Raw genomic sequence first — 11207 nt, forward strand, 5'->3', positions numbered from 1 at the left:
CGATCCGTCCGAGACGCACATAATACGGCGGGAATGACGGAGCAATTGGCCGCCTAGAAGAACCTCGATCCACGTCAGCCAGGCCGCCGAACTGTCTCAAAAAGCGGCACCACCTCACCCATCGTGCGATATGCATCCAAGCGAGCGCATACCGCACGTAACGTCTCCAGCCGGGTCACTTCAGTTCGTGGCTTTGCGGAACACCGACATGTATTGCCGAGATGCATTCTCAAAAGGGCGCCTCTGCCAATCTCCATACCGCTCGATAAGCTCAAGTCCGCTGATCCTTGCAAGCAAGTCGAGCTCGGTTGGATAGACATAACGCAACTTGAGCGGTATCAGTTTGTTTCTAGAGGCTGTGATCAAAAGGTCCTGAGAAATAAACAGTTGCTGATTTCGTTCATGTCTGGCAAAACGCACAATCATCCGCCGCTCGTCCGTATGCATGACGGTGGTTCTCTGGTCTCCGTATACGCCGGAATGTGAGAAGTCTGCGGTATAAGGATAGTATAAGTCCAATACGACTCGGCCATCTGGCCTTAGCGCCTTCACAATTGATTCAAAGCAGCTTAATTGTTGTTCGGCCGTTGCCATAAGTGCGAATGTACTATTTACACAGTATACCAGATCATATTGAGTTCCAAGATCGAACATTGCCATGTCGCCAAAGTGTGTCGTGACCGAATCACCTCCCTCCCTCGCATGCAGGGAGGCAAGCATCCTTTCCGAGTTATCGAGACCGTGAACCGATGCCCCTGTCTCCGCGAGGGGTAGGGCGATATGGCCATTTCCGACGCCAAGTTCGAGCGCAGTTCCGTCCTTGAGGTAGGACTTGAGGAAGCCGACTGCATGCACGTTCTCGACGGATTTATTGAGTACTTCCGCATATTCGTCATAGACGTCGTACCATACTTCGCCATACTGTGTATAGAGGTCATGATCTACTACCTGATCTTTCATGATGCTTTCCTTTCTCGCGGGTTTCTCTTCCTCCTTAAGCTGTGACACTGCATCGTCTCGCCAGGGATTGGACGTCACTTTGCAGATCAATGCGGCGGCGCGCGCCCCCCCACAGCCCACGTTGCATAGGGTTCAAAATGCGTGCCAATTTGTTTGGCCGGTCCGAAAAAAGGTTTCTGGTAATTTCAGCTAGTTAGACTTGGAAAAGCAGGAGACTTGTAAAACACGTATGTCGCGGACCGAACAAATTTGACAATTCGGGACCTCTCTGATTGGGTCATTGAGGTTAAGCTACTCCCTCTTTTTTCGGGTCGTTACGTTCGCGGGTCACGCGCTTCTCGTCGCTGTCGTGGCTGCGTGCAAAAGAGGCCGAGAGGTTTGCGAAAACTAGTTCAAGGCTACCGAATCAGCCCCAGAGACCCTCTTTCGATCCCGAGGGGAAGTGATCGGACAGGCGCAAAAACTCAATAGCTCGATCTTCCACCCGAAAGGTCGAACACACCTGCTGTGGAAAACGAGCACTCGTCACCTGCGAGCCAAGCGACCATAGCCGCAACTTCGTTTACGGAACAGAAACGCTTCATTGGAATGCGATCGAGAATGTAAGTGCGGCGTTGGTTCGCAATCTCATCAATCATGCCGCCGTTAACTGCCGTTGGTGTGATACAGTTCACCAAGACCCCGCTTGTGGCGAGTTCCTTGCCAAGAGTCTTGGTCAGAGCGATGACCCCTGCCTTAGACGCGGCGTATGCTCCCGCGAGCTCCATCCCCTCCTTTCCTTGAACCGAGGCTATGTTTACGATTCGGCCATAGCCAGCTTGAACCATGTCGCTTACGACTGCCTTACAACAGACAAATGTGCTCGTCAGGTTCACGTCTATTACGTGTCGCCACGTCTCGATCGTGATTTCTAGTACACGCGCAACAGGGCCGAGAAGCCCGGCATTGTTGACCAGGATTTGAACCGGTCCGAGAGTTTCACGAACTGAGGCTAGCGCCATTTCGACGTCAGCTGGCACGGTGACGTCGCAATGGATCCGAAGCACCGAATCGTGACTCTTTTCTTTGCTCGCCGCGAGGTCAAACACCGCAACCCGCGCACCCTCTCGAAGGAGTCGCGCCACGATTGCGCGGCCGATCCCACCGTGTCCACCCGTTACAATCGCTACCCGTCCTTCAAGAGCCGCTGTGTTCATTTAAGTTTTCCTGTCTACCCACGCCGCTGATCGCTTTCTTCCCTTAATCCTGATCGTCTACTTCACCCACCGCAAGTTGTGCATAGCAACCTTGATCACAGTTCTGTGTGGATGTCGTCAGCACCCGAAAGCCGTATTCTTGCCGGACAGCGAAGTTTGCCTTGTCGAAGGACGACTTGCACACAAGGCCTACGCCGAATGACCTGCAGAGCTCAGCAAGCTTGCCAGCCATCATGAAAGCATGTTCGTGGCTCTCCATCAGGCAAGGGAGCCGGCGATTAGGGTGAACCGGTTTTTCGGCGAGAATACCACCTAGCCGGCACCGTCGCCGACGACGACCGTCGAATTGGTCACCATCAAACATACTCCAAAGGCGAACCATCCATAAAACCTCACTTGCTTCCGTCAACGACTTCATCGGGGGCCAGGTCTGACACTGCTACGTGGGCCGGGTCTGAGACGAAGCGTGTCACAATGGCACGACCAAGGTTTCTATCAGTTGCAACTGTTGATTCGTAAGTGTTCCTGTTTGCATTTCGTCATCCGTCGATCCGACGCGTCCTGTTCCGAAAGCGTCAGCGGGGGGCCGGCCCCCAGTATACACTCCTCCCTTCTTCCGTTCATAAATCTGAAAACAAATATGAAGGTCTTTTAACAGGACTAATAGGTGAGAACTGATAAGTTAAAGAAGTTCTCCAACGGAAGCCTGCGCAGCTATGAAAGTTATTTTCTCTAGACACGGAAATACGTTTTCGACTGCCGCGAAGGCGATATGGATAGGTGGCCAGACCGATCCTCCTCTCGTCTTGGAAGGGGAACGTCAGGCACGGCGACTTGGGATCGCACTGCGACGTGCAAGGCGCATTCCATCCGCTGCTTTTTGTAGCCCTTTGCGACGAACAAGCGCATATGCAGAGATCGCTTTGGCCACTTCTGGTGCAATGCGGTCTCCGATCCCTGATTCGAGGCTTAGCGAGATAGACTATGGCGACTGGGAAGGACTCTCCAATATTGAAGTGGTCCGCCGTTTTGGCGCGCGTGTTTTCTTCGACTGGTATCGACGTAGTATATGGCCTATATCGAACTGGAACACGGACCAGAATGTTTATGTCGACGCGATCGACAGCTTTCTTTTGGATCTCAGGCGCTATCGCGAACCCACCGGAACCATCCTCGTGGTCACCGCTCATGGGCCTCTCAAGTGCATCGGACGGCGTCTGATGGGACGATTTGGAGATTACCCGATAAGGCAATTGGCCCGAGTTGATACCGGCAACATCAGTGAATTGGAAATGGGGGATGCCTTCCTCCGACCGGTTACTTGGAATGAGCGTCCGGACGTCCTGCTTCCACCGGCTAGACCAAAATGAGGTGCTAAAGTTACCCCTTCCCTGTCCCCAAAAGCGCAAATGCCTATGGCCCGAGTTATAACGCGGCGTTTTCATGTTGAAGCCCTCATAAAGTCTCGGTTTCTGCCCACGCGCGAGGTACGTACAAACCGAATTTTCGAACGGTTGTTCTTAGACATCCATGACACGCGACCTGCGGCGCAATCCGCTGTTCGTTTCCACATCTCTTCGGGACAGGAGGCCGATGAAGTGGCCGGCTGTATCCTGGACAAACAAGACGTCACCACCATCACGCAGAAATACCTGGACGGCGTCACTTAGGCTTGCATTGTCCTGAATTGCGTCTGGGGGCCGCTGGATGTACGAATCCACGCTCCCTTCCAAGTCCAATTGCTGCGCTCGCATTAAATAGCTTGCGATTGTTCGCGAGTTGACCATCCCAACGATCTTTTCGTCGGCACCTCGAACAATAGCCATTTCGGTGCAGCGTGCCGCCCCACATAAACTCACGAGTACCTCGCCGAGCTGTGTGCCCGGACGTACGACTGGAACAGTTATTAGCGGCCACATGAGATCACGCACCCGCACGAGTTCTCTGCCGAGACTTCCACCTGGATGAAAACGTGCGAAATCGCGTTCAGTGAATCCGCGGCGTTCCTGTATGATAAGCGCTAGGGCATCGCCGAGCGCCATCATTGCTGTAGTGCTAGTGGTCGGTGTAAGTCCCAGGGCGCAGACCTCCTGGACCGGGCCGATGCCGAGCACGCTATGAGCTGCTCGCGCTAGCGAGGAGTCCGCACGACTGGTTATCAACGCGATGAAAACCGGCTGCGCCTTCAAAGCCGATACGACCTGCCTGAGCTCCTCGGTTTCGCCCGAGTTTGACAGTGCAAGAAATACGTCACCTGCACTAATGCGCCCAAGGCTGCCATGAAGAGCGTCGAGCGGATCAAGCGAAATCGAGCGGGTACCCGTCGAAGCGAGCGTTGCCGAGATTTTTTCGCCGACAAGACCCGATTTGCCGACCCCCGAAACGACGACGAGACCGGATGTTGAGAGTATGTGCTCCGCCAAGTTACAAATCTGTTCATCGAGGCGAGCAGCCACTGCCTCGAGCGCTTGCGCCTCAGCGCGGATTACCTCGCGCGCTCTGTCAAGCATTTGCAGCCAATCTGCATCAGCTCTCTTTGAGTAGGGCGTATTCGTCTGATTTTGGCCGCTCATGATCATAGCCCCCGGAACATTCATGTCGATCAGGGAAACTATAATCAGCCCTGGGCCAGCGGTGTGTGTTATTGCTGTAAAATTTTTTGCTGCTTTTTTTCATTTTTGGCCGACATGGGGCCCTGAACCCGAAACTCGGATTGGCCAGGGGCCGGCTGCCCGGCTGTCGGGATGCTGGGGAAGGCCATCAACTTCCCTGCACCCTGGTCCTGGTCCGGGAGGCGAGCCCGAGCGTCGGCGCTCGAGAGTCAGTCGGCAAGACCAAGGACGTTGCCGGCTTCCATGGCTACGACGATCGAGGGCGGCAAGCTCGATATCATTGACACTGACGGGTCGGTCAGTTGAGGTTGCATACGCCAGCCTCGAGGAGCGGGGGTGGCGCAAGCCCCATTCGACGGCTTTACCCTAGGTTGCGTCGTCTGTTGGCCGACGGCGGTTATGCTGGAGAAAAACTGACGCTCGGTCTCGCCGATATTAGCGCGTGGGTGCCCTGGTTGAGGCAAAGCCGCACGCGCGCTGGTCGGTGGATTTCGTCCATGACCAGTTCGCCTGCGGGCCGAGGTTCCGCGTGTTCAACATCATCGACGACGTGACGCGCAAATGCCTGGCCTCGATACGAAATACCTCGACCTTCGGCTCCCGCGCCGCGCGCGAGCTGACAGCCCTGATCAGCGTGGCAAGCCAGATATGGGCGTGTCCGATCCAAGCACCGAGTTCACCTCGAACGCCATTCTCTCAAGGTCGAAGGATCAGCGAATAGAATCGCGCCGGGCAAGCCGCTTCGTGATGCGCCAGTGATAGGCCGGCCTCTCACCGGACTGCCGCTCGGATTGAGGCCAAGATAGGCGACAAGCCTCTGTGGATCGCCGAAGCGCCGAATGTCGCCGATCGCCGCGGCAACGCTTGCAGCCACCGTTATATCGAGGCCCGGCAACGTCATCAGACGGCGGATTGCCGGTTCTGGAGGGTATGCACCGCGATATCCGCCTCAACCGCCGTCAACGCCTCGTTGATCTGGCCAATCAAGCCGAGGTGGCGTTCGATGGCGGCGCGCTCATCCGCAAGGAATATTTGCCCTCGTCAGCCATTTTCGCCCGCTGATCCCGACGAGGTTCCCATGCGGACATCGCGGGATCGGATGGGCGTGGAGGATTGACCGAATCAGGTTCTTCAGCTGCGAACGCTGGCGAACTAGATGTTTAGATGGGGTATTCGGCTGTCCGAGCCCCTCGTTTCCCCGTTGAGGTGCTGCGCTTCGAGCTGATGGTAAACGTGGTCTGTTTTGGAGCAGCCACAAGCATCAGATGGAGAAGCGCAGCATGTCATATTATGTTGGCCTGGACGTCTCGGTCAAAGAGACCTCGGTTTGTATCGTGAACGACGCCGGTAAGATTTGCCGTGAGACCAAGATCCCGAGCTATCCCGACGATTTGGTGAGGTTGCTCAATGATCCTGCGATGCCAGCGACTCGCATCGGTCTTGAAGCCGGGCCGCTGTCACAGTGGCTGTTCAGCGGGATGGCGGAAGCCGGGCTACCGGTGGTTTGCATCGAGACCCGGCACACGAAGGCCTACCTGAAGGCGCAGGTAAACAAGAGCGATCGCAACGACGCCCGTGGCATTGCCCAGATGATGCGGGTCAACTTGTTCCGACCCGTGCATGTGAAGACGCTCACCAGTCAAAAGCGCCGGGCTTTGCTGACTGCGCGCAAACTGTTGCAGGAAAAGGCTGTGGCAATCGAGAATGATATCCGGGGGCTGCTGCGCAACTTCGGGCTTAAGGTCGGCATTGTGAGTGTAATCAAGTTCGGCGAGCGTATCCGTGAGCTTGTCGATGGCATCTCCGACTTGGCCGAGATCATGGAACCTCTGCTGGCAGCTCGTCAGAAGCTGCGCGAACAGTTCATGGTTTTGCAGGGAAAATTATTGTCGATTGTGAAGGGTGACCCTGTTTGCAGACGATTGATGACCGTGCCCGGGGTGGGTCCCGTTGTTGCGCTGGCTTTCAAAGCCACGATCGACATTCCGGCACGCTTCAGGAATTCGAAGGCTGTGGGTCCTTCTCTCGGTTTGACGCCGCGGCTGCATCAATCAGGGGAAGACCATCGCGTCGGACGTGTCTCACTGTGCGGCGACGCTATGATGCGGACGCTGCTTTATGAAGCCGCGCAAGTCTTGTTGACCGTCGTGAAGAAGTGGTCGTGGTTGAAAGCGTGGGCGATGAATGTTGCCAAACGCCGTGGTCGACAAAGGGCTACAGTCGCTCTTGCACGCAGATTGGCGGTCATCATGCACAGGATATGGATTGACGGCAGCGAGATACGCCAGCGGTGATGTAGCTGATTCATCGAAGAACAGAACGCAACGACCAATAACGGAATCCGCCTTGGGGTGGATAGATGTCCTTCGCGGGACGGAGGATGAGGAAGAGCGTGCCGGGACTCGTGTCGGCCATGGCAACATGGTGAGAACGCTGTTTAGATTGCTCCCTTCATTCCAACTGATCCCATCCTGGGAGGGCCAAAGCGCCGATCCCGAAGAGAAGCGAGGCCCCGCGAAGGCACCAAAACCCCTTGGATGAGGGAGCTCGAAAGCGCTTGACTTCAACACGCCGAATAGAGAAGTCCCGGCATTTGCTGGATCGGGTTGAGAGTGAAGCGCTCGGGCTGGGAAGCCCATGCCTTGCAGATGAACTCGTAGGGCGTGAGGCCGTTGAGGGTCTTGAGCCTGCGGCCGAAGTTGTAGGCTGCGACGAAGTCGGCAAGATGCCGACGCAGTTGGTCGTGATCGTCGTAATGAAAGCGCTTGACGGTTGCGTCCTTGATGGTCCGGCTCATTCTCTCGACCTGACCGTTGGTCCAGGGGTGCTTTGGCTTTGTGGTTCGATGTTCGATATCGTATTCGAAGGCATGAGCCCGGAACATCTCGCCATTTGCGATCGCTTCCTTGATCAGCGGAACGGCCGAACCGCCAGCGCCTGGCGTGGTGAACTGGATCCCGTTGTCGGTGAGCACGGTGTGGATCCTGTAGGGGACGGCCGCGATCAGGCGTAGCAGAAACTGTTTGGAAATGGCTGTCGGAGCCTTCTCGTGCAGTTCGACGAAGGCGAACTTCGAGGTCCGGTCGATGGCGACGAACATGTGTAGCTTGCCTTGTTCGGTTCGGACCTCCGCGATATCAATGTGGAAGAAGCCGATCGGATAGGCCTTGAACTTCTTCTTCGCCGGCCTGTCGCCCTCGACATCCGGCAACCGGCCGATGCCGTGGCGCTGCAGACAGCGGTGCAATGAAGAGCGTGTCAGATGCGGGATTGTCGGCTGCAATGCGTAGAGGCAATCATCGAGCGGCAGCAGCGTGTGCCGGCGGAAGGCCACAACGACAGCCTCTTCCTCGATAGACAGAACCGCCGATCTCGGCTCCCTGGGGCCGGTGGGTAGATCGGCGGTCGAACTCCGCTTCTTCCATTTCGCGACCGTCTTAGGGTTGATGCCATAGCGCTTCGAAAGCGCCCTCAGGCTCGCTTGATGGGGTGGACGGCGCCCGCAACGGCATCATCCTCGCGAGAGGCGTGCCAAGATGGCTGCTGTCGAGCACTCATCTGAAGGAGCACCGTCCATGGGCACGACTACCACCGACCTCAGCACTGTCGCTACCGTTGGCCTCGATCTGGCTAAGCACGTCTTCCAAGTTCACGCAGTCGATGTCGCCGGCCACATCGTCACGAACCGGGCCCTTCATGCCGGTCTTGAACGCGTTCTTGAGGCGAAGCTCGATGGGATCGATGCCAAGCAGTTCGGCCGCCTCATCAACCATCATCTCTGTCGCGGCCATGGTCTGCAGCGTTCCGTACCCGCGCGTCGAGCCAGCATCGACAGCGCGCGAAGCGCGGACCTCGACCGAGAAATCGCTCTTCGGCAGATAATAGATGCTCTGCGCCGCGCCGGCCCCCGACCTTGCCAACGTCGGGCGAGAAGTTGCGCCGCCCTCCGGCATCCGTGCGATAGTTGCCTTTCATGATGCGGAAGGCGTGCGTGGAGCGATCCACGACAAGTGTGTTCTCCATCCAGAGGCATGGCGCTTCAATCCCATCTGGAACTGCTCGAAGCGGTCGTTGGCAAGACGCACCGGGCGCCCGTCGCCATAGAGGCCTGCCAGGATAGCGTAATAGGGAAAGATGGAATGATCCTTGGTGCCGCGCCTTATGAGGTGGCGACCTCGACATTGGAAATGCTCTCGAAATCGCGGTTCGCGGTGAAGGCACTCGACTTTTCAATCGCTGACACGGTCGGATACGCGATTGGGTCGCGATGACTGCGTGCAGGGTCGAATTGCCCGGCTCGAACCAGGCATTGCCATTGTCGGCTTCCATCGCGCAGGCGTCGGTCGACTGCGAGAAATAGCTTCGCTTCAGGACCAACGCATCGTCGCCGGCTGCCGTGATCTCACGCTCGATCTCGCCCGCCGCCCACATGGCGCGGGCCACCGCATCGCCGCTCTGATCCGGCTTCGGCCAGACGACCCGATCGCCGTCGAAAGTGCCGTAGGTGGTGGTGCCTTCGAGCGGAGCGGTTGCATCCGATGTCCCGCCGCTGATGCGCACGAAGCGGCTGGCGCCGTAATGCGGTGGCGTGTCGTAGCCGCCGATCGCGCCCCAGCGCACGATGCCCTTGGCGAAACGGACCAGCCGCTTGGCCGCGTCGAAGCGCGCAAAATCCTTGTAGATCAAGAGCGCGACCGGCTGACCGAGCAGGCGCGGAACGCGTCCCTTCGGCACCAGGAACATGTCGCCATAGAAGCCGGGAGCCGTCTTTTCCGGCGGGCGGCCGGGCAGATCGGCAATGAGCGCAGCCGATGCGGGCTGGCCCAGAAAACCGATCTTGACCGCGATCCCCGCGCAAGCCGCCGCTGCGATGAACTGGCGCCGTGAAACCCTGCCGCTCAAGGGTTGTCGCCCAGCGTCAGCCGACCCCACACCCGGCCGGCTCGCCTCATCTGTATAGTCCCGACTCGGGCCCGCCTCGCCGATCCGGCATCGCTGACCAACGGAACGGCCTTGCCAGATCATGAAATCTCGGGCGTCTAGTATAAGGCCGCGAGATTGAAGCGCACGACTTCTGCTTCGGATCCGCATGTCCTGATAGACCTGTCCTCTGTGAGCCCTTTCGAAAGAGATGGCCGAATTCGACGCGGTCGAGCCGCGCCGGCTGGCTTGCGGTGGTGTGTCCCCCTTCATCACGCGGAAACCACATTGTGAGTTTCCCTTCCTGCATCCAACGTCTGGTCGGACGGCTATTTTCACAGCCAAGGTAGTAGCATCCCACCTGCAGAGCTCCTGTCAGACCCAGCAGCCCTAGGCGCTTTCCGAAACGTCCAGTCACGTTTGCAACGCGCGTGTTGGAATCGGTGAATCTGCGCCACATTCCCGCCATGATTTGGCCACGCGATTGCCACAAAATCCCACGACATAGCCGGCGTTGCCTGAGACGGTTCGGTCCGGCACCGGCTCAAACAAGCCCCCCGCCCGAGGGTCAGTGCCGGATCGAACCACTCTCTTCTTGAGTGACTCAAGTCGAGCCCCGAATGCGCTCAACAGAAGCAAGCTGATCCGCTTCATTGATGCGTGGTCTCCCAAAGTTGCACAGGGGCGGCAAAGACCTACACAGCAACAATGGTTTGAGGCGCGCCTCGGCTTCAGGCGAGTGGCAACTCTGGCCGGCGCCACGATGCCTTTTTGTGAGAGGCTCCTGCAAATTAGCAAACTGATGCTGGTCGCTAAGCAGGCTTGCATACCCTCAACGCTGTCGATGCTCCCATCATAGTTGGTGTCCTCAACCGTGCCTGATGATCCGACGATCTCGTCGATGTTGCAGTGATCGTGGTAGATATCGGTCACTGTGCCTTGGCTCTGGCTGCAGATCGGCTCCTCATTCCCAAAGTCGTGGTCGAATTCAATGTTGGAACCGTGGACAGCCGCGTCAGGCTTTACACGTGAAAACACGCTGTCCGCCATGTTGCTCCCTGCACCGGGTTCAGGACGTGAAATGCCGCTTTGTAGGATCGGCCCCTAACGATATCAGGCCTGCGTCCCACTGTTCCAACCTCTGGCAGCCGGACAAAGTCGACAGCGCGACCGACGTAATGATGCCTCTCATGTTCGTGCCTGGGTTCGCGCTCTCAGCAGTTCCATGCAAGTTTGAGGACCATGTTGCACTAAGCGTGCCAAAAGAAAAAAGCTTTCAACGACAGGGTTGTGGGCCACCTATGTTTGCCTTGGCATCGCGCAGAAATGTGGGTGGTGAGAGCGTGCTAATGCCCGATCGCGACGGTAAGCTGAAACGTCATTGAGCCTTGACAAGGCGATCAATCGGGCTGTGCCCACGAACAGGCATGGTGTCGGCCAGGATGACTCCATCCCCGCAGTCATGCCAGTCGGGTCTGACAAGCAAAGCGGGTGGGCGCCACTTGCCCCCTCCTTCATT

The 11207-nt window shown here is 57.3% G+C and carries 11 protein-coding genes and 2 pseudogenes; 4 read left to right on the plus strand and 9 right to left on the minus strand.

All coding sequences use genetic code 11. The features are described 5' to 3' along the window. Positions 1-180 precede the first annotated feature (180 nt). Positions 181-960 carry a class I SAM-dependent methyltransferase gene (locus tag ACIU1A_RS02315; protein ID WP_404926462.1) on the minus strand — a complete coding sequence of 260 codons (780 nt, stop codon included), beginning with the start codon at positions 958-960 and terminating at the stop codon, positions 181-183. A 464-nt stretch (positions 961-1424) separates the two neighbouring features. Next, the gene (locus ACIU1A_RS02320; RefSeq protein ID WP_404926463.1) at positions 1425-2156 is read right to left on the minus strand and encodes an SDR family NAD(P)-dependent oxidoreductase; all 732 of its coding nucleotides are present in this window, start codon (positions 2154-2156) and stop codon (positions 1425-1427) included. 716 nt (positions 2157-2872) lie between these two features. Between ACIU1A_RS02320 and ACIU1A_RS02325 the strand changes: the two genes are divergently transcribed. Next, positions 2873-3526 carry a histidine phosphatase family protein gene (locus ACIU1A_RS02325; RefSeq protein ID WP_404926464.1) on the plus strand — a complete coding sequence of 218 codons (654 nt, stop codon included), beginning with the start codon at positions 2873-2875 and terminating at the stop codon, positions 3524-3526. Between the two features lie 150 nt (positions 3527-3676). On the opposite strand, the gene ACIU1A_RS02330 is transcribed toward ACIU1A_RS02325, so the two are convergent. Then, positions 3677-4729 (minus strand): KpsF/GutQ family sugar-phosphate isomerase, encoded by a 1053-nt coding sequence (locus ACIU1A_RS02330; protein ID WP_404926465.1) that lies wholly within the window; start codon positions 4727-4729, stop codon positions 3677-3679. Positions 4730-5207: 478 nt separating this feature from the next. Between ACIU1A_RS02330 and ACIU1A_RS02335 the strand changes: the two are divergent. After that, positions 5208-5491, plus strand: a pseudogene (locus ACIU1A_RS02335) (DDE-type integrase/transposase/recombinase); the annotation flags it as partial. Here the strand turns inward: ACIU1A_RS02335 and ACIU1A_RS02340 are convergent. Then, positions 5445-5669 carry a transposase gene (locus ACIU1A_RS02340; protein ID WP_404926466.1) on the minus strand — a complete coding sequence of 75 codons (225 nt, stop codon included), beginning with the start codon at positions 5667-5669 and terminating at the stop codon, positions 5445-5447. The pseudogene ACIU1A_RS02335 and the gene ACIU1A_RS02340 overlap by 47 nt on opposite strands. 11 nt (positions 5670-5680) lie before the next feature. Here ACIU1A_RS02340 and ACIU1A_RS02345 point away from each other — a divergent pair, with 11 nt between their 5' ends. Both ACIU1A_RS02345 and ACIU1A_RS02350 read left to right on the plus strand, forming a co-directional pair. Next, entirely contained in the window at positions 5681-5830 is a 150-nt protein-coding gene (locus tag ACIU1A_RS02345) for a hypothetical protein (RefSeq protein ID WP_404926467.1), read from the plus strand. 218 nt (positions 5831-6048) lie between these two features. Continuing rightward, entirely contained in the window at positions 6049-7062 is a 1014-nt protein-coding gene (locus ACIU1A_RS02350) for an IS110 family transposase (protein WP_404927823.1), read from the plus strand. Between the two features lie 269 nt (positions 7063-7331). Here the strand turns inward: ACIU1A_RS02350 and ACIU1A_RS02355 are convergent, their stop codons facing one another. The 5 genes and pseudogenes from ACIU1A_RS02355 to ACIU1A_RS02375 all read right to left on the minus strand — a co-directional run bounded on the left by ACIU1A_RS02355 (position 7332) and on the right by ACIU1A_RS02375 (position 10738). Then, positions 7332-8243: an IS481 family transposase gene (locus ACIU1A_RS02355; RefSeq protein WP_404927824.1), complete on the minus strand. Its 912-nt coding sequence runs from the start codon at positions 8241-8243 to the stop codon at positions 7332-7334. Between the two features lie 79 nt (positions 8244-8322). Further along, a complete protein-coding gene (locus ACIU1A_RS02360; RefSeq protein ID WP_404927825.1) occupies positions 8323-8655 on the minus strand; it encodes a molybdopterin cofactor-binding domain-containing protein in 333 nt (110 codons plus the stop codon). Beyond that, entirely contained in the window at positions 8541-8801 is a 261-nt protein-coding gene (locus ACIU1A_RS02365; RefSeq protein ID WP_404927826.1) for a DUF982 domain-containing protein, read from the minus strand. The genes ACIU1A_RS02360 and ACIU1A_RS02365 overlap by 115 nt, the downstream gene beginning before the upstream one ends. Positions 8802-9586: 785 nt before the next feature. Beyond that, positions 9587-9961, minus strand: a pseudogene (locus ACIU1A_RS02370) (twin-arginine translocation signal domain-containing protein); the annotation flags it as partial. Between the two features lie 141 nt (positions 9962-10102). Further along, on the minus strand, positions 10103-10738 hold the full coding sequence (locus ACIU1A_RS02375; RefSeq protein WP_404926468.1) for a hypothetical protein: 636 nt from the start codon (positions 10736-10738) through the stop codon (positions 10103-10105). Positions 10739-11207: the final 469 nt, after the last annotated feature.

It is taken from the genome of Mesorhizobium maamorense (assembly GCF_044998965.1).
Classification (GTDB): domain Bacteria; phylum Pseudomonadota; class Alphaproteobacteria; order Rhizobiales; family Rhizobiaceae; genus Mesorhizobium.